This is a genomic window from Microbacterium sp. YJN-G, assembly GCF_015040615.1.
Classification (GTDB): Bacteria; Actinomycetota; Actinomycetes; order Actinomycetales; family Microbacteriaceae; genus Microbacterium.
In genome coordinates, this window is the sequence record NZ_CP060402.1 from 2,888,628 (window position 1) to 2,908,713 (window position 20,086).

The 20,086-nt window shown below is 70.1% G+C and carries 21 protein-coding genes and 1 pseudogene; 14 read left to right on the plus strand and 8 right to left on the minus strand.

Going from position 1 to position 20,086, the window contains the following annotated elements:
* Positions 1 to 2 precede the first annotated feature (2 nt).
* The 4 genes and pseudogenes from H7694_RS13910 to H7694_RS17810 all read left to right on the plus strand — a co-directional run bounded on the left by H7694_RS13910 (position 3) and on the right by H7694_RS17810 (position 1,885).
* Positions 3 to 842: an SDR family NAD(P)-dependent oxidoreductase gene (locus H7694_RS13910; protein ID WP_193597051.1), complete on the plus strand. Its 840-nt coding sequence runs from the start codon at positions 3 to 5 to the stop codon at positions 840 to 842.
* Positions 839 to 1,405, plus strand: coding sequence for a nuclear transport factor 2 family protein (locus H7694_RS13915; protein ID WP_227468139.1), 567 nt, complete (start codon positions 839 to 841; stop codon positions 1,403 to 1,405). The genes H7694_RS13910 and H7694_RS13915 overlap by 4 nt, the downstream gene beginning before the upstream one ends.
* Positions 1,402 to 1,608, plus strand: a pseudogene (locus H7694_RS17880) (nuclear transport factor 2 family protein); the annotation flags it as partial. The gene H7694_RS13915 and the pseudogene H7694_RS17880, both read left to right, overlap by 4 nt.
* A gap of 31 nt (positions 1,609 to 1,639) precedes the next feature.
* The gene (locus H7694_RS17810; RefSeq protein WP_264674920.1) at positions 1,640 to 1,885 is read left to right on the plus strand and encodes a nuclear transport factor 2 family protein; all 246 of its coding nucleotides are present in this window, start codon (positions 1,640 to 1,642) and stop codon (positions 1,883 to 1,885) included.
* A gap of 72 nt (positions 1,886 to 1,957) precedes the next feature.
* Here H7694_RS17810 and H7694_RS13925 read toward each other — a convergent pair whose 3' ends face one another.
* From H7694_RS13925 to H7694_RS13940, 4 genes are all read right to left on the minus strand, one after another.
* Positions 1,958 to 2,680, minus strand: coding sequence for an ABC transporter ATP-binding protein (locus tag H7694_RS13925; protein ID WP_193597052.1), 723 nt, complete (start codon positions 2,678 to 2,680; stop codon positions 1,958 to 1,960).
* Entirely contained in the window at positions 2,673 to 4,499 is a 1,827-nt protein-coding gene (locus H7694_RS13930; RefSeq protein WP_193597053.1) for an ATP-binding cassette domain-containing protein, read from the minus strand. The genes H7694_RS13925 and H7694_RS13930 overlap by 8 nt, the downstream gene beginning before the upstream one ends.
* A 2-nt stretch (positions 4,500 to 4,501) precedes the next feature.
* The gene (locus H7694_RS13935; protein ID WP_193597054.1) at positions 4,502 to 5,359 is read right to left on the minus strand and encodes a branched-chain amino acid ABC transporter permease; all 858 of its coding nucleotides are present in this window, start codon (positions 5,357 to 5,359) and stop codon (positions 4,502 to 4,504) included.
* A gap of 95 nt (positions 5,360 to 5,454) precedes the next feature.
* A complete protein-coding gene (locus H7694_RS13940; protein WP_193597055.1) occupies positions 5,455 to 6,678 on the minus strand; it encodes an ABC transporter substrate-binding protein in 1,224 nt (407 codons plus the stop codon).
* A gap of 127 nt (positions 6,679 to 6,805) precedes the next feature.
* Here H7694_RS13940 and H7694_RS13945 point away from each other — a divergent pair, with 127 nt between their 5' ends.
* Entirely contained in the window at positions 6,806 to 7,621 is an 816-nt protein-coding gene (locus tag H7694_RS13945; protein WP_193597056.1) for an SDR family NAD(P)-dependent oxidoreductase, read from the plus strand.
* A gap of 28 nt (positions 7,622 to 7,649) precedes the next feature.
* On the opposite strand, the gene H7694_RS13950 is transcribed toward H7694_RS13945, so the two are convergent.
* Positions 7,650 to 8,237 (minus strand): PadR family transcriptional regulator, encoded by a 588-nt coding sequence (locus tag H7694_RS13950; protein WP_193597057.1) that lies wholly within the window; start codon positions 8,235 to 8,237, stop codon positions 7,650 to 7,652.
* A gap of 81 nt (positions 8,238 to 8,318) precedes the next feature.
* Here H7694_RS13950 and H7694_RS13955 point away from each other — a divergent pair, with 81 nt between their 5' ends.
* The 5 genes from H7694_RS13955 (at position 8,319) to H7694_RS13975 (ending at position 12,654) form a co-directional block, all read left to right on the plus strand.
* A complete protein-coding gene (locus tag H7694_RS13955; protein ID WP_227468140.1) occupies positions 8,319 to 9,278 on the plus strand; it encodes an alpha/beta hydrolase in 960 nt (319 codons plus the stop codon).
* Positions 9,275 to 10,876, plus strand: a complete 1,602-nt coding sequence (locus H7694_RS13960) for a flavin-containing monooxygenase (RefSeq protein ID WP_193597059.1) — start codon at positions 9,275 to 9,277, stop codon at positions 10,874 to 10,876. Before H7694_RS13955 ends, H7694_RS13960 begins: the two co-directional genes overlap by 4 nt.
* A 124-nt stretch (positions 10,877 to 11,000) precedes the next feature.
* Complete coding sequence (locus tag H7694_RS13965; RefSeq protein WP_193597060.1) at positions 11,001 to 11,744, plus strand: SDR family NAD(P)-dependent oxidoreductase; 744 nt, start codon at positions 11,001 to 11,003, stop codon at positions 11,742 to 11,744.
* On the plus strand, positions 11,741 to 12,229 hold the full coding sequence (locus H7694_RS13970; RefSeq protein WP_193597061.1) for an acyl-CoA thioesterase: 489 nt from the start codon (positions 11,741 to 11,743) through the stop codon (positions 12,227 to 12,229). Before H7694_RS13965 ends, H7694_RS13970 begins: the two co-directional genes overlap by 4 nt.
* Complete coding sequence (locus H7694_RS13975) at positions 12,226 to 12,654, plus strand: nuclear transport factor 2 family protein (RefSeq protein WP_193597062.1); 429 nt, start codon at positions 12,226 to 12,228, stop codon at positions 12,652 to 12,654. The genes H7694_RS13970 and H7694_RS13975 overlap by 4 nt, the downstream gene beginning before the upstream one ends.
* On the opposite strand, the gene H7694_RS13980 is transcribed toward H7694_RS13975, so the two are convergent.
* Positions 12,641 to 13,624, minus strand: coding sequence for an MBL fold metallo-hydrolase (locus H7694_RS13980; RefSeq protein ID WP_193597063.1), 984 nt, complete (start codon positions 13,622 to 13,624; stop codon positions 12,641 to 12,643). The genes H7694_RS13975 and H7694_RS13980 overlap by 14 nt on opposite strands.
* A 73-nt stretch (positions 13,625 to 13,697) precedes the next feature.
* Here H7694_RS13980 and H7694_RS13985 point away from each other — a divergent pair, with 73 nt between their 5' ends.
* Positions 13,698 to 15,092 (plus strand): MFS transporter, encoded by a 1,395-nt coding sequence (locus tag H7694_RS13985; RefSeq protein WP_193597064.1) that lies wholly within the window; start codon positions 13,698 to 13,700, stop codon positions 15,090 to 15,092.
* Entirely contained in the window at positions 15,092 to 16,246 is a 1,155-nt protein-coding gene (locus tag H7694_RS13990) for an NADH:flavin oxidoreductase/NADH oxidase (protein ID WP_193597065.1), read from the plus strand. Before H7694_RS13985 ends, H7694_RS13990 begins: the two co-directional genes overlap by 1 nt.
* Here the strand turns inward: H7694_RS13990 and H7694_RS13995 are convergent.
* Together H7694_RS13995 and H7694_RS14000 are read right to left on the minus strand one after the other, a co-directional pair.
* Positions 16,236 to 16,784, minus strand: a complete 549-nt coding sequence (locus H7694_RS13995) for a nuclear transport factor 2 family protein (RefSeq protein ID WP_193597066.1) — start codon at positions 16,782 to 16,784, stop codon at positions 16,236 to 16,238. The genes H7694_RS13990 and H7694_RS13995 overlap by 11 nt on opposite strands.
* Positions 16,769 to 17,518 carry a hypothetical protein gene (locus H7694_RS14000; RefSeq protein ID WP_193597067.1) on the minus strand — a complete coding sequence of 250 codons (750 nt, stop codon included), beginning with the start codon at positions 17,516 to 17,518 and terminating at the stop codon, positions 16,769 to 16,771. Before H7694_RS14000 ends, H7694_RS13995 begins: the two co-directional genes overlap by 16 nt.
* A 104-nt stretch (positions 17,519 to 17,622) precedes the next feature.
* Between H7694_RS14000 and H7694_RS14005 the strand changes: the two genes are divergently transcribed.
* Both H7694_RS14005 and H7694_RS14010 read left to right on the plus strand, forming a co-directional pair.
* Positions 17,623 to 18,834: a cytochrome P450 gene (locus tag H7694_RS14005; protein ID WP_193597068.1), complete on the plus strand. Its 1,212-nt coding sequence runs from the start codon at positions 17,623 to 17,625 to the stop codon at positions 18,832 to 18,834.
* Positions 18,831 to 20,081: an epoxide hydrolase family protein gene (locus H7694_RS14010; protein WP_193597069.1), complete on the plus strand. Its 1,251-nt coding sequence runs from the start codon at positions 18,831 to 18,833 to the stop codon at positions 20,079 to 20,081. The genes H7694_RS14005 and H7694_RS14010 overlap by 4 nt, the downstream gene beginning before the upstream one ends.
* The last annotated feature ends 5 nt before the right edge of the window (positions 20,082 to 20,086 follow it).

Here is a 20,086-nt window from a genome sequence, read left to right on the forward strand (position 1 = left end):
TCATGGTTCACGACGACGTACCTTCTTCGGCATCCCGCGTCCGCACCGTCGTGGTGACGGGCGGCGCACTGGGCATCGGCGGCGCGATCAGCCGGCGCTTCGCCGCCGACGGCGACCACGTCGTGCTCGTCGACATCGACGAGCCCGCCGCCGAGCGGACCCGCGCCGCGATCGCGGAAGCCTGCGGCCAGTGCACGGTGATCCCCGGCGACATCACCGACGACGCCGTGGTGGCCAGGCTGGCCGAGACCGTCGCCTCGGATCACGGTCATGCGGACGTGCTCGTCAACAACGTCGGCGACTTCCGCCCGGCGAAGGCCTTCTTCGCCAAGAGCCCGCCCGAGCAGTGGCGGCGCCTGCACGAGCTGAACCTCTGGCACGTCTTCGCGGTCACGCACGCACTGCTGCCCGGCATGATCGCCGCAGGCGGCGGGTCGATCGTGAACGTGTCGACCGTCGAGGCGTTCCGCGGCATCCCCGGTCACGCCGTCTACTCCGCATACAACGCCGGAGTCTCGGCGTTCACCCGCAGCCTTGCCGTGGAGCTCGGCCCCTCGCGCATCCGCGTGAACGCGATCGCCCCCGACCTCGCCGACACCGAGCAGACGCCCGCGGCCCTCATGCTCGCCGGACGCGACCCCGAGCTGCTGCGCTCGTGGCTGCCGGCGGGGCGCTTCGGCGACCCCGAGGACTTCGCCGGGGTGGTGACCTTCCTCGCCTCGGACGACGCCGCGTTCATCACCGGTCACACCATCCCCGTCGACGGCGGCACGCTCGCCGCCTCGGGCTGGTACGGGAAGGCATCCGGCCGCGGCTGGACGAACATGCCGGACCAGGCGTGACCCATCGCGACGAGTTCGCCGACCGGCACGAGATCCACGATCTCATGCTGCGGTATTGCTCGGCGATCGATCGAGCCGACTACGCGGCCGTGCTGGCGGTGTACGCCCACGACGGCATCGACCGGCACACCGGCTTCGAGGGCGGCGCCGCCGGCTTCGTGGCCTGGCTGCGCGAGCGCACCGCCGTCTTCGACGGCACCATGCACCTGGTCGGCAACCACCGCGCCGAACTGTTCGGCGACCATGCGTTCGCCGAGACCTACGGCACCGCCGTGCACTGGGGCGCTCCCGCCGACGACGAGACCCGCAACTTCACCAGCGGCTTCCGCTACCTCGATCATCTGCGACGCGATCCGGAGGGCTGGCGGATCGTCGAGCGCACGGCCGTGCGTGAGTGGACCCGGTCGGATGCCGGGCGCCTGCGGGCGCCGGAATCCCCCGGACCGCGCGGAGCGCGCGGTCCCGCCGACCCGCTCGAAGCCTGCCGCGAGAAGGTGCGCCGCGCCGCCGGCATCCGCTCGGACGGCGTCCCGGACAACCAGGCGACAGAGGAGGAGTCATGACCGGCATCGAGCAGCGCGTGCGCGCGCTGGAGGACCGGCTGGAGATCATCGAGCTCGAGGCCACCTACGCCCGCGCGTTCGACGAGCACGACGGCGACGCCTGGAGCGCGCTGTTCACCGATGACGGCGTGTACCAGTCCCGGCCCGACGGCGACGCTCCGCCGGTGACGTTCGTGCAGGGCCGCGAGGCACTGCGCGAAGTACTGCACCTCGGCGCCGTTCGACGGCATCCATCTGCTGCACCTGCCGCAGCTGCGCGTCGACGGCGACCGTGCGACCGCACGGATCCATCTGCAGTTCCACGGCGACTGGGCGCAGGCGCCGGGCGGCCTGCGGTTGCAGATGCAGGGCTACTACGACGTCGCCTACCGGCGCGTCGACGGCCGCTGGCTGATCGCGCACCGGGTGACCACGGCCTTCGGCCGCGAGCAGCGCACCGTGCTGGGTTACCCGCACGCCGGTGCGCTGCCGCGCGACTGACTCTGCGGACGCACGAGAGCGGCGCCGGCGATGATCGCCGGCGCCGCTTCTGTGTCGTGCGTTCGGCTGCCGTCAGGCGGCGGCCGCGCCGAAGTACGCGCGCTGCAGATCCTCGACCGAGACGTCGGCCGCCGGGCCCGCGAGCACCGTGCGGCCCATCTCGACGACGGTCACCTCATCGGCGATGGCGACGGAATCCTGCACGGCCTGCTCGACGAGCAGGATGCCGATGCCCGTGGCCTTCAGCTCGTGCACGCGCTCCATGACCTCCTTGACGATGACCGGTGCCAGCCCCTGGCTGGGCTCGTCGAGGATCAGCAGCTTCGGCTTGGCCATCAGCGCCTGGCCGATCGCCAGCATCTGCTGCTGCCCGCCCGACATGCTCGCGGCGGGCAGGGCCCGCTTGCTGCCGAGGATCGGGAAGAGCTGGTAGATCTCGTCGACGGACGAGGCCAGGGCGCGCTTGCCGAGGCCGCGCGAGAAGCCGCCCAGCAGCAGGTTCTGCTCGATGGTCAGCTCGTGGAAGACCTTCTTGCCCTCCTGCACGTACGAGATGCCCTTCGCGACGCGTTTGTGCGGAGCATCCGAGAGCTCCTCGCCGAGGTAGGTCACCGATCCGCCCGAGGTCCTGTTCAGGCCGGTGATGGCGCGAAGGGTGGTGGTCTTGCCCGCACCGTTGCGGCCGAGCAGCACCGTGATCTCACCGGCGCGCACCGTCAGCGACACGTCGCGGACGACGGTCAGGTCGCCGTATCCGGTCTGCAGCGCAGACACCTCCAGCAGCGTGTCACTCATCGTCGCCTCCCGACGTGCCTGCCGCGGTCGTCTCCACTGCGACGCCGAGGTACTCCTCCATTACGCGCGGATTGCGCTCGATCTGCTCGGGGTTGCCGTGCGCCATGACGGCGCCCTGCGCGAGCACGTAGATGTCGTCCGCGACCCGCAGCACGAGCTGGAAGTTGTGCTCCACGAGGATGACCGTCATGCCGGCATCGCGCAGTCGTGCGACCAGCTGCTCGAGCACCTCGAGCTCGTCCTCGTCGAGCCCCGAGGCCACCTCGTCCAGCAGGAGCACCTTGGGAGAGCCGACCAGGCTGCGGGCGACCTCGAGCAGGCGCCGGTTGCCCAGCGGCAGCGAGTCGGCCATCTCGTCGCGCTGCTCGCTCAGCCCCACCAGGGCCAGCGCGCGCTCGGCCTCGACGCGGTCGGCGCGGCGCGCCCGCCAGTACGAGGGCAGCCGCAGCACGGATGCGATGATGCTGGCCCGCTCGCGGGCGTAGCGACCCGCCTCGACGGCCTCGAGCACGGTGAGCTTCTCGGGGACGTTCGGCGTCTGGAACGTGCGCGAGACGCCGGCCCTGGCCACCTTGTAGGAGGGCAGACCCTGGATGTGCTCGTCGTCCAGCGTGATCGTGCCGGCGTCGGTGCGGTAGAAGCCCGAGATCATGTTCAGCAGCGTCGTCTTGCCCGAGCCGTTCGGCCCGATGATCGCGGTGATCGCCCCGGGCTTCGCCTCGACGGTGACGTCGGAGAGCGCCTGGTTTCCGCCGAACGCCTTCGAGACGCCGTCGGTGCGCAGCAGCGCGCCCTGCAGGGTGTGGATCTCGGTGCTCGCCGGGGGCGTCGGGGCGTGGGCCCCGGTCTTCGCCATCGCGGCCTGATCGGCGCGGCGCACGAGCGAGCGCAGCAGGCCCGACAGTCCGCCGGTGAAGGCGACGCCGCCGATGAGCAGGAAGCCACCCGCGATGATGAGTCCGAACTGCTGGAAGTTCGTCGACTGGTTCATGCCGAACTGCAGCACGGCGGCGCCGATCAGCGCGCCGTAGATGCTCGCCGAGCCGCCGAAGATCGACGCCGCGAGCACGGTCATCGCGAACGAGAAGGCGAACGCCTCGGGCGAGATGAACAGGTCGAGGTTGGCGAACAGCGCGCCGGCGAGGCCGGCGGGCAGCGCACCGATCGCATAGGCGGTGAGCTTGGCACGGAAGACCGAGATGCCCATCGACGATGCCAGCACGGGGCTCTGCTTGAGCACCCGCAGGGCGGTGCCGTGGCGCGAGACGATGAGGTTGCGCATGAGCGCGAACACGACGATCGCAATGCCGACGATGATGACGTAGTAGGTCTGCCCATCGATCAGCTGCCCGAACGAGGTCGGGGGCGCGATGCCGGAGAGTCCGTTGCGTCCGCCGGTCTCGGTCTTGAAGATCGACAGCACATCGGGCACGAGCAGGATCAGGAAGAACGACGTCATCGCCAGCGACCAGCTGCCCAGTCTCAGGCCGGGGATGCCGGAGATGAGCCCGATCAGCAGCGCGGCCGCTGCACCGATGAGCAGCTGCAGCCAGATGTCGGTGACTCCGGCCTTGTTCGCAAGACCCGCGGCGTAGGCGCCGGCCGCGTACATCGCGACCTGTCCCATCGCCAGCTCACCCGCGTATCCGAGCGACAGGTTCAGCCCCACGACGATGAGCGCGAGGATCAGTGTCAGCTCGATCTGGCGTGTCACGCCGTAGGTCATTCCGAGCAGCGGCAGCAGGAGCAGCAGCACGCCGCATGCGAGGGGCCAGATCCAACCGGGGATCGCCCGCAGCTTGAGCCAGAGGTCGGCCATGTTCACACCGCCCGTTCCACGCGACGGGTGAACAGCCCCGTCGGCTTGACCATCAGAATCACGATGAGGATGACGAACACCGTCAGGCCCGCGTAGTCGGCACCGATGTACCGCGTGGCCAGGGCCTCGGCGAGGCCCACGATCAGGCCGCCGACGAGCGTTCCCCACAGGGAGCCGAAGCCGCCGATGGCGAGCACGACGAATCCCTTGAGCGCCAGCGACGCGCCGAGCGTCGCGACGGCGTAGGTCTTGGGGCCGACGAAGATCCCCAGCATGCCGGCGAGGACGCCGGTGAAGACGAAGGCGATGAGCGCGAAGCGGCGCACGTTGACGCCGCGCAGCTGGGCCGCCTCGGAGTTCTCGCTCATACCGAGCAGCGCGATGCCGGTCATGCTGCGCTTGGCGTACTGGGTGAGTCCCACGACGATCAGCACCACGAGCAGGACCAGCGCGAGCTCGACCGGATACAGCCGGCCGCCGAAGATCTCGAGCACCTGATCGCCGACGAAGAACGGCACACGACGCGGCTCGCCGCCCCAGATGACCTGGGCGATGCCCTCCATGACGATCGAGGCGCCCAGGGTGGTGACGAGCAGGTTGTGCGGGTCCTTCACGGGCCGGATGGCGATCCGCTCCTCGACCGCGGCGATCGCACCGACGATGACCGCGGCGATGATCGCGACGAGCCACCAGGGCAGGGCCCAGACCACGATGCCGACGTATGCGAGGAACGCACCGAGCATCATGAGCGCGGCCTGCGCGAAGTTGAAGGTCTTCTGCGAGAGGAAGACGATGTTGTAGCCGATCGCCACGAGCGCGTACACGGCGCCCAGGGCCAGACCGGACCAGATGATGGTCATTGAGGTCGGGTTCCTTCCATCACGTCGTCGGAGGGAGGGCGGCGGCCCGGATCACGCTCGATCCGAGCCGCCGCCACGGGGTCAGGCTGAGCGGCTCACGGCTGGAACTGGCCGTTGACGAGCTTGCCCGGCGGGATGAACGAGAACTCCTCGGGAGCGACGTTCGGGCCGTGGAAGTCCTTCTCGAAGGCGTACTTCTTGAGGATGGCGGTGCCGGCGGACTCCTGGACGGCCGGGTCGGTCAGTGCTTCGACGAGCGCCTTGACGTCGTCCACACCGCCTGCGGCCTCGGCCGCGGCCTTGAGCAGGAACATCGAGTCGTAGTTGTACGCCAGGATGAGCGAGGAACGGATGTCACCGGCGTCGAGCATGTGCTCGACCGCCTCGTTGACGTCGGAGGCGTCCGGGTCGTACTGGGTGCTCGCGTACACCTGCATGGTGAGGTTCTTGACCTGGTCGGTGCCGAGCACGCCGGCCGGTGCCTCGGTGGCGATCAGTCCGGTCGCCGACACCGAGGAGTTGCCCATGATCGGCACGTCCCAGCCGAGCTTCTCGATGCTCTGCAGCACGTAGCCGAGCGGCGCTCCGTAGGCGTCGAGGATCAGCACGTCGGGGTCGTCCTGCTTGAGCGCCGACAGCTGCGCGGTCATGTCGAGCGCCGCGTTGTCGAAGCCCTCGTTACCGGTGACGTTGAATCCGTTCTCGCCGAAGGTCTCCTCGGCCAGCGACCCGAACAGCTCGCCGTACGCACTGGAGCCGTGCAGGATCGCGACATCCTCGTAGCCGCGGCTCTCGGCCTCGGCCACGAACGAGCCGAGGTAGTCGGGCACCGAGGCACCGAGGTCGAAGCTGTACGGGTTGACCGAGGGGTCGCTCGAGCCGGCCGTGGGACCGATGTTGAACGAGAGGATCTCGCTCTGGGTCAGGATCGAGAGCGTCGCCTCGGTGATGGTCGAGGGGCCCGAGTTCATCACCAGCGCGGGTTTGCCCTCGGTGGCGATGTACTCGCGGAGCTTGGTGACCGCGACCGTCGGGTCGGCGTTGTCCTCGAGGTGGGTGATCTCGACCTCGCGATCGAGGATGCCGCCTGCGGCGTTGATGGCGGCGGCCGAGGCCAGCGCCGCCGTCACCGACGTCGTGGCGTTGTCGGCGAGGATGCCCTCGGCGCCGAGACCGCCGAGGACGACGACCTTGATCGGCCCTTCCTCGGAACCGCCCTCCGAGCCATTGCCCGCGGGGCTCCCGCCGGCGCAGCCGGCGAGCACCAGGGCAGTGGCGGCGGAAAGGACCGCGGCTGCTGTGATCTTCCTGAAACGCATGTAACTGCCCTTCTCGTCATTGAGTATTAGCGACCAAACGCTTGCTTAGTAAAACACATTCCGAGGCCTCGATCAACAGACAACCAAACAATTGCTTGGGATCTCGCGGAATGCTAGATTCCGGGCCATGATCGAGCACACCGCTGACTCCACCGCGCACCACCGGCAGCCCTCCTCCGAGCGCTCGGGCAGCGCATCATCCGACCACGCGGGTATCGCAGTCGTGACAGGCGGGACGGGCGGCATCGGGTCTGCGATCGTCCGTCGGCTGGCGACTGAGGGCATCCGCACTGTCCTCACCTATCGTTCCACGGTTCCGGACGCACTTCTGCAGGAGCTGGGTGATCTCGTCAAGGCCGTGCCGCTCGACGTCACCGATGGGCAGGCCACACGCGACCTGGCCGAGGACCTGCTCGCGCGCCACGGCGCTGTGCACACCGTGGTGCACGCCGCGGGCCCGCACGTGCCGATGGTGCACCTGTCGAAGGTCACCGTCGAGCAGTTCGCGACACAGGTCGATCAGGACCTCGTCGGCTTCTTCGCCGTGGCCCGGGCCTTCCTCCCCGCGCTGCGCGCCTCGGCCGGCTCGCTCACCGCCGTCACGAGCGCCGCCACGCGCCGCTATCCGGTGCGCGACGGGCTGTCGGCGGCGCCGAAGGGCGGCGTGGAGGCACTCGCCCGCGGGCTCGCCGCCGAAGAGGGCCGCTTCGGCGTGCGGGTGAACTGCGTCGGACCTGGGATGCTGTGGGACGGCATGTCCGCGCGGCTGATGGCGTCGGGCGATCTCGACCAGCGCGCCCTGGATGCCGCGATGGGCAACATCCCGCTGCGCCGCTTCGGCACCGCCGACGATATCGCCGAGGCCGTCGTGTTCCTCGCCTCGCCGCAGGCCGGATTCATCACCGGCCAGAAGCTCGACGTCGACGGCGGCTTCGGGATCTGAGACTGCCGGTCAGCTGCCGCGCGCCTGCTCAGCGCTGCTGTTCGCGCAGCCGGCCGATGAGCCAGCCGATGCGCTCTGCCTCATCGTGGTAGAAGCGCTCGGACCACTCCAGCGCGATGCCCGAGAACCGCCAGGCCTCCTCCCGCTCCGCCCCGAGGGCGTGCGCGGCGGCGGCCGCGGCGCGCTCGAGCGCAGTGGCCCGGTAAGCCTCCAGCTGCGCGCACAGCCGGTCGAGGTCGCCGTTGTGCGCCGCCCACACCCGCAGGATGTGCGAGTGCTTCAGCACGACGGGATCGGGCTCGATCACATCGGCCCAGGTGCGGATGCTGCGCCGGCCGGCCTCGGTGATCTCGTAGACGCGGCGCGACTTGGCGGCATGCGTCTGCTCGACGCGCGACACCGCCAGGTCGAGCTGCTCCAGCCGGCGCAGCTCGCCGTAGATCTGGCTCTGCGAGGGTGCCCAGTAGAAGAACGCCAGGCTCTGCTCGGCCCACCGCTTGATGTCGTACCCCGACAGCGCCGAGCCGAAGGACAGGATGCCGAGCACCGCCCACGTCGTGGCGGGCATCTCGGGCGTCACCGGGTCGAGCGTCGTCGAGTCATCGGCATCCGCCACTTGACACCTCCGCAATCCGTGAGATAGTCCTAATCGAACTATTCCTAATAGTCATACACGATGCGATCGAGGAGGATCGACGTGGACGCAACGCAGCACATGCTCGAGCTGCTGAACTCGGGCTTCCCCGACATCACCAGCATGGACCCGCTCGAGGCGCGCGCCGCCGTCGACGCGCGCGTACGGCCGCCGGACAACCTCGACGACGTCCACTCCGCGGAGGATGTCACGATCATCAGCGGCGGCGCCGAGCTGCCGCTCCGGGTCTACACACCGCACGAGCCGCGCGAGACGCCGGCGGTCGTCTTCGCCCACGGCGGCGGGTTCCTGCACGGCTCCATCGCGAGCCATGACGGCTTCTGCCGGCGCTGGGCGCGCGGCACCGGGGCGACCGTCGTCTCCGTCGGCTACCGCCTGGCACCCGAGCACGCCGCGCCGGCCGGGCGCGACGACATGGTCGCCGCCGCCGACTGGGTCGCAGGCAGCGGACTCGCCGAGCACGGCATCGTGCTGGCGGGCGACAGCTCAGGCGGCAATCTCGCCGCGGGCGCGGCCATCGTGCTGCGGGATCGCGGCGACAGCCCGGTCGTCGGCCAGGTGCTGATCTACCCCTTCCTCGACCCGTCGATGTCCACCGGCAGCCATCGCACCCGCGCGACCGGATTCTTCGTCACGGCCGAGCTGCTCGCCTACTACTGGCGCACCCTGCTCGGCGATGCCGCCGGTCCGCACGGCCCCGACGTCACGCCGCTCGGCGCCGACGATCTGAGCGACCTGCCGCCGGCGATCGTCATCACCGCGGGGCTGGACCCGCTCTGCGACGAGGGCTCCCTGTACGCAGCGCGCCTGCGCAACGCCGGGGTCGAGGTGCTCGAGCGACGGCATCCGGATCAGTTCCACGGCTTCCTGACCATCCCCGGCTACCCGCCGGCGCAGTCGGCGGCAGCCATCCTCTGGAGCGACCTGCGCTCCGGCTTCGCCGCCACGGCATCCGCACAGCCTCACACCGAGAAGCCCCGCACCGAGAAGGAGCTCGCATGACCATTCCCGACCACGACCTCATCGTCATCGGCGCCGGTTTCGCCGGCATGTACACGACCATCCATGCCGAACGGCGCGGCCTGAACGTGCTGGGGCTGGAGGCGGGCTCCGATGTGGGCGGCACCTGGTTCTGGAACCGCTACCCGGGGGCGCGCTGCGATGTCGAGAGTCTCGACTACTCGTACTCGTTCGATGACGAGCTGCAGCGGGAGTGGCGCTGGAGCGAGCGCTACGCGACCCAGCCCGAGATCCTCAGCTACCTGAACCATGTGGCCGACCGGTTCGACGTGCGCCGGCACTACCGTTTCGGCGAGCGGGTCACCACGGCCGTCTGGGACGAGCAGGATCACGTGTGGGACGTCACCACCGAGAGCGGACTGCGTGCGACCGCACGCTGGCTCGTGATGGCCACCGGCAGCCTCTCACGACCGGTGCTGCCCGAGATCCCGGGGCGCGACGACTTCGCCGGCGAGGTGCTGCAGACCTCTGCCTGGCCGGATGCCCCGGTCGACTTCGCCGGAAAGCGCGTGGCGGTGATCGGCACCGGATCGTCGGGCGTGCAGGCCATCCCGATCATCGCGGATGGAGCCGCCGAGCTGACCGTCTACCAGCGCAGCGCGAACTACAGCGTTCCCGCGTTCAACCGGATGCTGGACGACGCGGAATGGGAGCTTCAGCAAGCCGGGCTCGTCGAGCGTCGCGAGCTGTCGTGGAACGGAGCGGCGGGGTCGCCGTGGACGAGCCACCCCGTGCCCTACTCCGAGGCCGATGAGGCCGAGCGCGAGGCGGTGTTCGAGGAGAGCTGGACGCGCGGCGGAGTGCTGTTCGCGAAGGCCTTCCAGGGCCTGACCGTCGACCCCGTGATCAACGATGCCGCGCGCGTCTTCTTCGAGCGCAAGCTCGCCGAGAAGGTGCTCGACCCGCAGGTGCGCGCCGATCTCACGCCATCCGATCACCCCGTGGGCACCAAGCGGATCTGCACCGACACGAACTACTACGAGACCTACAACCGCCCGCACGTCGAGCTCGTGAACCTGCGTCGCGAGCCGATCACGCAGGTCACCGCCGACGGCATCCGCACGGCTGAGCGGCTGCGCGAGCACGACGTGATCGTGTACGCCACGGGTTTCGACGCCATGACCGGCGCGCTGACGAGCATCGATGTGCGCGGGCGTGACGGACGCTCGCTCCGTGAGGAGTGGAGCGGTTTTCCGCAGACCTATCTGGGCGTCGCGCTGCCTGGGTTCCCGAACCTGCTGGTGCTCAACGGACCCGGCAGCCCGAGCGTGCTGTCGAACATGGCGCTCACCTCCGAGCAGCAGGGCGAGTACGCGCTGCGGCTCATCGATCACTGCACGGCGAACCAGCTGACCTCGGCGGAGGCCAGGGCGGATGCCGCGCAGGACTGGACCGACCACGGGCTCGAGCTGGCCTCGCGCACCCTCTTCGGTGACGCACCGTCGTGGTACACCGGCTCCAACATCGCAGGCAAGGCGCGCGGCTTCCTGCCGTACATCGGCGGCTTCCGCGCGTACATCGACCGCTGTGACGCCGTCGCCGAGGCCGGATACGCCGGGTTCGTGCTGAGCAGTCGCTGAGCAGCCGCTGAGCGGATCGGTGTCGGGGCGCGGCGTTGATCGCCGGCGCCCCGACCCACGCTGGCCATGCCGCACTCCTGCCGCTACAGTGGCTAGCAAGCAATTGCTTGGTCAAGGAGGACGCATGGCGATCGATCTGGGTTTCACGGCCGGTGACGGGCTGCTGATCACGGGCGCAGGCAGCGGCATCGGCCGCGCCACCGCGCTGCACGCGGCGGAGCTCGGCCTCTCGGTCAGCCTGTGGGATCTCGATCCCGCGGGCCTCGCCGAGACCGCGCGGCTCGTCCGCGACGTCGCCACCCGGGCCGTTCACACCTGGGTGGCGGATGTCTCGGACGACGCGGCCGTGCAAGACGGGTTCGCCGATGCGCGGGGCGCGCTCGACGGCATCCGCTACCTGCACAACAACGCCGGACCGGCCTCCAGCTCCGCGCTGCCCTTCGACCGGGCGCTGGAGATCAGCGTGGGCAGCGTCCGCCGGATGACCGACGCGTGGGCGGCAGGCGCCCCCGGCGAGGGCGCCGCCATGGTGGCCACGACTTCAGTGGCGGGCAACCTCGTCGGCACCGACAGCGCGTGGTACTCCGCATCGAAGGCGGCGATCATGGGCTACATCCGGCACCTCGCCGCGCATCGCGCCGGCGAATTCCGCTGCAACGGCGTGGCGCCGGGGATGACCGACACCCCGCGCCTGGCCGGCTTCGCCGGCAGCGAGATGGGCCGGCGGGTGCTGCAGCGCATCCCGCTGGGGCGCATGGCCTCGCCCGACGACATCGCCTGGGCGACCCTGTTCCTGCTCTCACCCCTCGCCGGCTACATCAACGGCGTCTTCCTGCCCGTCGACGGCGGCTGGACGGTGACGCAGTGACCGAGAGCACGCTGACCGCTCCGGCCGCATCCGCCACCGGCGAACCCGCCACCGGCACTGACGCCCCCGTGCTGCACACGCACACCGTCCGGCTCGGCTATGCCGACACCGACCCCGCCGGCATCCTGTACTACGCCGCGTGGTTCCCGATGATGGAACGGCTGACCTCGGAGTTCTTCCTGCTGCAGGGCCTGCGTCAGGACACCCTGAGCGAGCGCTTCGGCTGGTGGATGGTGTCGCGCGCGACCGAGTGCGAGTATCTCGCGGCCGCCCGCCTGCACGATCAGGTGCGGATCGAGCTGCGCATCGGCCGCATCGGCCGCTCGTCGTTCCGGTTCGCATTCCACATGATCCGCATCGACGACGACGTGCTCGTCGCAAGGGCCGCGACGACGATCGTCACCGTCAGCCCCGACCAGGACCGGGTGGAGATCCCCACCGACCTCAGGGCGCACCTGACCACCTGGGCGACGGTGGGCGCATGAGTGGCGATGCGGCCCTCGACCGGCTCGAGATCGTCGACCTGCTGGCCCGGATCGCCCAGCTCGCCGACGCCGGCGACCCCGGCGACTACGTCGCCTGCTTCACCGAGGATGCCGTGTGGGATCTGACCGATGCGACCGACCTCCCCCTCGAGACGCAGCGCCTGACGGGCCGCGCCGCACTGCTGCAGGGCGTGCGCGAGCGCCGCGCGGCAGGCGTGCAGGGCCCCGGCTCGCACACCCGGCACGACATCTCCGCGACGGTGATCGACCTGGCCGGCGACGCGGCGAGCGCGCGCACCTATTTCCGCTACTACCGCGACACCGGCACGGCGCCGACGCTCGTGGCGATGGGGGTCTACGACGACGAGCTGGTGCGCACCGCCTCGGGCTGGCGGCTGGCGAGCCGTCGCATCAGCCGGAACTGAGCCCCCGCGCGACCAGAGCATCCGCGCCGTGCGTGCCCAGTGCACGCAGGTGCAGTTCGGTCTGGTGCAGTGCCGAGTGCCGTGCGAACCCGCGCAGCCCCTCCCAGCCCAGCGTCCAGGTCAGCCGCGCGGCGTACTCCCAGACCGGTGCGTCGCCCAGCTCGGGCACGAGGGTCGCGATCTCGGCGAGGCGCCGCAGATGATGCGCGGCAATGCGCCTGCGGCGCGCACCCAGATCGCGGAAGCGGTGCCCGTGACCGGGCAGCACCTCGTAGTCGTCGTAGGGTGCGAGCCGGTCCAGCGAGGCGATGAGCGCGCCCACCGGCTCGGTGCCGGGCAGGATGCCGAGCCCGATGCCGGCATACACCTCGGGCAGCACGTGGTCACCGGTGAAGATCACCTCGTCGGCGTCGTCGACGAGGCAGACATGGCCGCCGGTGTGTCCGGGGGTGAGCAGCACCGTCAGCATCCGCTCGCCCAGTCGCACCACGTCGCCGTCCCGCAGGATGCCGTCGGGCTCGACCGCGACGGCGGGCGCTATGGAGGCGTGGCTGTCGACGAGCTCCGGCTGCCGGGCGGCGGGCACTCCCCAGCCCTCCAGGCGCTGCCGGTAGGTCTCGAGGTCGCGGTGCGCGGGGTCGGCGACGACCGAGAGCACCTCGCGCTCGACCTGTGAGAGCACCACGCGCACGCCATGATCGCGTCGCAGCCGCGCGGCCAGGCCGATGTGATCGGGATGGTGATGGGTGACGACGACGGTGCGGATCTCGGCGGCCGAGCGCCCCAGCCCGGTCAGCACCCGACCAAGCCGCTCGGCGTTCTCGGACGTGTCCCAGCCGGGGTCGATCAGGTGCACACCGTCGTCGGCGAGGACGGCGTACGCGAGCGTGGCGCGCAGCGGACCCGGCATCGGCATGGGGATGCACCACAGTCCGGGGCGGATCTGCTCGGGCTCGAGTTCAGCACTCATGACCTCACCCTAGCAATCGCTTGTTCAATCGGCTAGGTTGAGAGACGACCCGCCTGTCCGGCGAAAGGAAGACGTGCCCGGCGCAGAACGCAGCGACGCCCGCCAGCGGCTGATCGTCGCCGTGCTCGCGTTCTGCGGACTCGTCGGGTCCGTGCAGTTCACCCTGATGGTTCCGGTGCTGCCGCAGATCCCGCTGCTGCTGGGAACGACGGCCGGCGACGCGACCTGGCTCGTCACCGTCACCCTGCTGGTGGCGACGATCGGCACTCCGGTGATGGCCCGCCTGGCCGACATGCACGGCCGGCGACGGCTGCTGATCATCGCCATGGTGCTGCTCGTCGTCGGCTCGGTGCTCGCCGCGGTCACCGACTCGTTCACCCTGATCCTCATCGGCCGCGGACTGCAGGGCTTCGCCTCCTCGGCACTGCCCATCGGCATCGGTCTGCTCAGCGGGCTGGTCGACACCGCACGCACGCGCCTGGGCGTGGCGCTCATGAGCGGCACGCTGGCGCTCGGCTCGGGCTTCGGGCTCACCGTCGCCGGGCCCCTGGTCACCCTGTGGGGACTTCCCTCGATCTTCTGGATCTCGGCGGTCACGGGCGGCGCGCTCATCGTGCTGCTGGTGTTGTTCGTCGACGAGGCGGCGGTGCGCGACCCCGGCCGCTTCGACATCGTCGGCACGCTGCTGCTCGCGGTAGGACTGTCGCTGATCCTGCTCGTGCTCTCCCGCATCGCCTCGTGGGGCCTCACGCTCCTGTCTGTCGGTGCGGTGCTCACCGGCATCCTTGCCCTCGGGCTGTGGTGGCCGTGGGAGCGACGGCATCCCTCCCCCGTGATCGACGTGAGCGTGTCGCTGCGCTCTCCCGTCGCGCAGATCAACATCGCCTCGTTCTTCGCCACACTCGGGATGTACGCCAATCACCTCGTCACGATGCAGGAGGCGCTGGCCCCGCACAGCACAGGGTACGGCCTCGATCTGCCGCTGGCCGCCGCCGGGCTCATCCTCGTGCCGTCCTCCCTGGCGGGACTGGTGCTCTCGCCTCCGGCCGCGCGGCTGATCTCGCGGCACGGACCGCGGCGCACGCTCATGCTCGGAACGGCCATCATGGCCGCCGCCTATGCGTACCGTTCGCTGCAGCACGCGGATCTGACGCAGCTGCTGATCGGCACCACTCTGGTGGGCATCGGCACGGCGTTCGCGTTCGCCGCGATGCCCTCGCTCATCATCGACGCGGTCGGCCCACGTCACGTGTCCGCCGCGAACGGCGTCAACTCACTCGCGCGCTCGCTCTCGGGCGCCGTGGCGAGCGCGGCGTTCGCACTCGCGCTCGTGCTGCTGCCGGCGGCATCCGATGCGATCTACCTGTCCGAGACCGGCCTGCTGGCCTGCCTCATCACCGCGGGCGTCTCCGCAGCCGTGGCTGCGCTGCTGGCGCTGCGGCTGCCCTCCCCCGAAAGGATGCCGTGATGTTCCGCCCTCTGACCATCCGCGACGTCACCCTGCCGAACCGCGTGGGCGTCTCACCCATGTGCATGTACGCGACCACCGGCGGGTTCGCGAGCGACTTCCATCTCGCGCACCTCGCCCGCTTCGCGCTGGGCGGCGCCGGCCTCGTGCTGGCCGAGGCGACCGCGATCGAGCCGCAAGGCCGCATCTCGCCCTGGGACACCGGACTGTGGTCGGACGAGCACATCGCGGGCTGGCGGCGCGTGACCGCGGTGATCGCGGAGCAGGGGTCGGTTCCCGGCATCCAGCTCGGCCACGCCGGGCGGCGCGCCTCCGTGCGCGAGCCGTGGCGTGCCGGGGCACCGCTTGACCATGAGGATGCCGCCGAGGGCTTCGGCCCGTGGCCGGTGGTCGGCCCCTCGGCGATCGCGACGGGACCGGGTTTCCCGGTGCCCGAGGCCATGGATCCCGCGGCGGTCACACGCAGCGTCGAGCGGTGGGCGCAGGCCGCCCGGCGCGCCGTCGAGGCCGGCTTCCAGTACATCGAACTGCACGGTGCGCACGGCTATCTGCTGCACTCGTTCCTCTCGCCGCTGTCGAACCACCGCGACGACGCCTACGGCGGGGACGCGGAGCGGCGCATGCGCTACCCGCTCGAGGTCGTCGCCGCGGTGCGCGCAGCGATCGGGGCGGGCATCCCGCTGGCCTACCGGCTCTCGGCGGTCGACGGCATCGAGGGCGGCATCACCCTCGATGACACGGTCGTGTTCGCCCGGCGCCTGGCGGCGGAAGGCGTCGACGTGGTCGACACCTCGTCGGGCGGGATCTCCACCGACCGGTCCAGGGACACCCGCGTCCGCCGCGGCTTCGCCTTCCACGCCGACTTCTCGCGTCGCGTGCGCGATGAGGCCCGGGTGCTCACAGCGACCGTCGGCCTCGTCGTCGACGCGCATCAGGCGGCACGGCTCGTCGAGGACGGGGACGCCGATCTGGTGCTGCTGGGACGGGAGATGCTCGACGACCCGAACTGGACGCACCGCGCCCGCATCGCGCTCGGCGATGAGTCGTACGCGTCCTGGCCGGTGCGCTACGGCAGCGCGCTCGGACCGCGCGCGGGCACGCTGCGCCGGCTCGCGGAGGCCGGGGAGACGCCGCTCAGCCGCTTCACGGGCTGAGCGGGTCCGAGGCTGCCTGATCGAGCAGCGCCCTGGCGGCGGCCGAGCCGTCGAGCAGGCGATTCATCCGACGGTGAACCCGCCAGCCGGCGGTCGTGCGCACCAGTTCCCAGCGGTTGGCGCTGACCCGGGCGGGCTCCCACAATTCACCGGATCCGGCGAGCACGGCGGAGTGGGTGGTGGCCACCGCGGTGTCGCCGTCGATCGTGATCGTCGGCGCCGAGACGATGTGCGCGCAGCCGCGACGCAGGAACTCCTGGTGAGATTCGAGGTCGACGAGCGTCAGGATGCCGTCGGCGTCGAGCACGGTGTCGTCGAAGGCGTACTCGCCGTCGTCGGTCCACAGCGCCGCCACGGCGCGGGCATCTCCGCGATCGACGGCCGGGCCGTACCGCGCGATGAGCTCGGTGATCTCCGCCCTGTCCTCGAGGGCACGCAGACGCCGCTCGACGGCATCCGATGCGGGGTCGGGCGCGGCATCCGATGCGTCGTGCGCGGCGGCGCCGACCGTCGGAGCGGCAGTCACCAGTCCTGCCACGGAATGATCGTCGACAGCGGCGCGGAGAGCACGCGCCGACCCGCCGGGTCGCCGCCGGTCTCGTGGGCGATGCGCTCCAGCTCGGGTGCGAGGACGGCCGGGTCGTCCTCAAGGTAGACCAGGCGGATGCGGATGCTGCCAGGCGCCGCCGCCCGCGACTCGAGCGGCAGCGAGGTGTGCTGCTGCGGGTGGCTGAACGAGAACGTCCAGGCACCGGCGACGCCGTCCTGCCCGAGCAGGGCGGGGATGACATCGGCATCCTCGATCCGGTGCGCCTCGTGCGTCTGGGCCGAGTGCGGTTCGTCGAACTCGGTGACCGTCACGTGCAGCCCGCGGTTCGGGCGGTACGGCAGCACCTCGGGCGAGACGAGGGCACGCGGCGCCGCGTAACCCTTGACGGGGCGGAAGAAGGCGAGCATCGACCGGCGGATGCCTGGCAGCAGCGGCCCGCGACCCCACTGGAACGAGGCCTCGCCCAGCGCATCCCATGCCGCCACCGATTCCGCGACCGGCTCACGGAACCAGTACATCGCGATGTAGTCGATCTCGCCGGCCGCCGAACCCGAGGCGAGGTCGCGGTTCTCGGTGCGCAGTTCCCAGCGGTCACCCCAGGCGACGCCGGGGAGCGCCAGGTTCTCTGGGCGATGGTCGAGCTGGTGCCACCGGTTGTAGGCGCCACGCTGGCCGGGGTCGTCCAGGCCGATGAACGAGAAGAAGGCGAGGGGGAATTGCATACGCCCAGCCAAGCGCTTGTTCCATATTCCGTCAAGGATGGTTGCTTCCCAGCACGCGGCGACCTAGCATTCAAGCAAATGCTTGCTTTTTGATTGGAGTGTCAATGTCGACTGCACAGATCAACGTCCATACGCAGGAGTTCCTCGAGAACCCGAACGCCGCCCTGGGCTGCCCGCATGGCCGCATCAAGCACCTGGAAGGACTGTCCGGGCCGGAGTTCGTCGGCTACGAGACCGTGCGCGATGTCTTCCGGGACGCCCGGGTCCGTCCGAAGACCGCGCAGGTGTACCTCGACATGGGCGTGCGTGAGGACAGCGTGATCATGGAGTTCCTGCGCAAGGGCAACTTCAACATGATGTCGAACGAGAACCACGCCCGGATCCGCCCGATCATCATCAAGGGCTTCCGGCCCGCCCGCATCCGCGCGGCTGAGGGAATGATCCGCACGATCGCGACCGAGCTCGTCGACGAGATGATCGCGAAGGGCTCCCCCGCAGACCTGGTCGCCGACTTCTCGCACCACCTGTCGATCCGCACCATCTCCGGCTTCATCGGCGTCCCGCCCGAGGACGTGCACGAGTTCGAGAGCGCCACGGTCGAGCTGATCCTGCTGGGCACCGTGCCCTTCGCTCCGGTGATCCCCCGGCTCGAGGCCGCCCTGACCAAGATCCATGGCTACGTGGCCTCGCTCATCGCCCGCCGTCGCGCAGAGCGTCGAGAGGACTTCATCAGCGACCTGGTCACCCTGCAGGAAGAGGGCGACGATCTCTCCGAGGACGAGCTGATCTGGTCGATCGTGTTCGTGCTGCTCGCCGGCCACGACACCACGCGCGCCCAGATCGCCTCCACCGCGCGGCTGCTCATCGAGAGCGGCAGCTGGGAGCAGGGCGCCGGCGACGAGAAGCTGGTGGCCGCGGCCGTCTCCGAGGCGCTGCGCCTGTACCCCGCCGCCTACCGCTTCCCGCGGCTCGCGCAGGAGCCGCTCACCGTCGAGGACGTCGATTTCGAGCCCGGTGACCTCTTCGCCGTGAACCTCGCAGCCGCCGGCCGCGACCCCGAGGTGTTCGAGGACCCCGACTCGTTCGTCCCCGGACGCGAGCGCACCTTCGACATCGGCTTCGGGTTCGGTGGTCACCACTGCATCGGCTGGGCGCTGGCGACCGCCGAGATCACGCAGTCGATGCTCGAGCTCACCAGTCGGCTGACGGACGTGCAGCTGCACTCCGATGTCGTGTACAAGACCGGCGGCACGATCGGCGGACCCGAGCGCGTGGAGATCTCGTTCACGCCACGCACCACAGGTGGCGTGGCGTGATCGACCTCTCCCGCGCGCAGCGGCAGCCTGTGCACGTCGACGACGCGACGCTCGCCGACCTGCGCAACCGCCTGCGTGCCACGCGCTGGCCGGAGCTGCCCGGCCCCGATGACGGCAGCTATGGCATCGAGCAGAGCGTGCTGCGCGAACTCGTGGATCACTGGATCGACGGCTTCGACTGGCGGGCGTACGAGCGGGACATCAACCGCTACGACCACTACCGGATCGACGTGGACGGCGAGCCGATCCACTTCATGTGCAAGACCGGCGTGGGGCCGGACCCGACGCCGGTGATCCTCACCCACGGCTGGCCCTGGACGTTCTGGCACTGGAGCCGCGTGATCGACGCGCTGGCCGATCCCGCCTCGCACGGCGGCGACCCGGCGGACGCCTTCGACGTCATCGTGCCGTCCTATCCCGGGTTCGCGTTCTCCTCTCCGAGCGCACGCGACGATCTGAACTACTGGAAGATCGCCGACCTCTGGAACACCCTGATGACCGACGGGCTCGGCGTCGAGCGCTACGGAGCCGCCGGCGGCGACTTCGGCGCGCTGGTGACCGCGCAGCTCGGGCACAAGTACGGCGACCGTGTCAGCGCCATCCATGTCAGCACGCCGACACCGCTGGACATCTTCCAGGGCGAGCGCTGGTGGGACATCACCGAGGGGCGGGTGTCACCACCCGACGCGTCGCAGCTCGAGCGAGACGGCCTGCAGAAGTACATGCGAAAGTTCGCCGCGCACATCGCGGTGCACATGCTCGACTCGCAGACGCTCACCTTCGGTCTCACCGATTCCCCGGTCGGGTTGTTGGCATGGATCGTGCGGCGCTACCAGCTGTGGACCGACCACGGCGGCGATCTGGAATCGGTGTTCTCCAAGGACGATCTGTTGGCGGTCGCGACGATCTTCTGGGCGACGAACACGATCGGCACGAGCATCCGCACCTATGCCAACACGGCACGGTACCCGTGGCAGCCCTCGCACGACCGCATTCCCGCCATCGAGCCACCCACGGGCATCACGTTCCTTGGCTTCGAGAACCCGCCCGGCGTGAGCGGCGAACAGCGGGTGCGTGCCTACACCGAGGCGTCCTCCAAGCGCAGCCCGAGCGACCGCAGCGCACGGTGGTACAACCTCGTCAACGTGACCGCCCACGACCACGGCGGGCATTTCGCGCCCTGGGAGAACCCAGGGGCATGGATTCAGGACATGCGCGAGACGTTCCGTCGCGCGCGGGAGGTGTGAACACC

What these genes read in the sequence shown, in the direction of transcription:
- H7694_RS13910 (WP_193597051.1), top strand. Translation starts at nt 3, where the DNA reads ATGGTTCACGACGACGTACCTTCTTCGGCATCCCGCGTCCGCACCGTC.
- H7694_RS13925 (WP_193597052.1), bottom strand. Translation starts at nt 2,680, where the DNA reads ATGAGTGACACGCTGCTGGAGGTGTCTGCGCTGCAGACCGGATACGGC.
- H7694_RS13930 (WP_193597053.1), bottom strand. Translation starts at nt 4,499, where the DNA reads ATGGCCGACCTCTGGCTCAAGCTGCGGGCGATCCCCGGTTGGATCTGG.
- H7694_RS13935 (WP_193597054.1), bottom strand. Translation starts at nt 5,359, where the DNA reads ATGACCATCATCTGGTCCGGTCTGGCCCTGGGCGCCGTGTACGCGCTC.
- H7694_RS13940 (WP_193597055.1), bottom strand. Translation starts at nt 6,678, where the DNA reads ATGCGTTTCAGGAAGATCACAGCAGCCGCGGTCCTTTCCGCCGCCACT.
- H7694_RS13945 (WP_193597056.1), top strand. Translation starts at nt 6,806, where the DNA reads ATGATCGAGCACACCGCTGACTCCACCGCGCACCACCGGCAGCCCTCC.
- H7694_RS13960 (WP_193597059.1), top strand. Translation starts at nt 9,275, where the DNA reads ATGACCATTCCCGACCACGACCTCATCGTCATCGGCGCCGGTTTCGCC.
- H7694_RS13965 (WP_193597060.1), top strand. Translation starts at nt 11,001, where the DNA reads ATGGCGATCGATCTGGGTTTCACGGCCGGTGACGGGCTGCTGATCACG.
- H7694_RS13975 (WP_193597062.1), top strand. Translation starts at nt 12,226, where the DNA reads ATGAGTGGCGATGCGGCCCTCGACCGGCTCGAGATCGTCGACCTGCTG.
- H7694_RS13980 (WP_193597063.1), bottom strand. Translation starts at nt 13,624, where the DNA reads ATGAGTGCTGAACTCGAGCCCGAGCAGATCCGCCCCGGACTGTGGTGC.
- H7694_RS13990 (WP_193597065.1), top strand. Translation starts at nt 15,092, where the DNA reads ATGTTCCGCCCTCTGACCATCCGCGACGTCACCCTGCCGAACCGCGTG.
- H7694_RS14000 (WP_193597067.1), bottom strand. Translation starts at nt 17,518, where the DNA reads ATGCAATTCCCCCTCGCCTTCTTCTCGTTCATCGGCCTGGACGACCCC.
- H7694_RS14005 (WP_193597068.1), top strand. Translation starts at nt 17,623, where the DNA reads ATGTCGACTGCACAGATCAACGTCCATACGCAGGAGTTCCTCGAGAAC.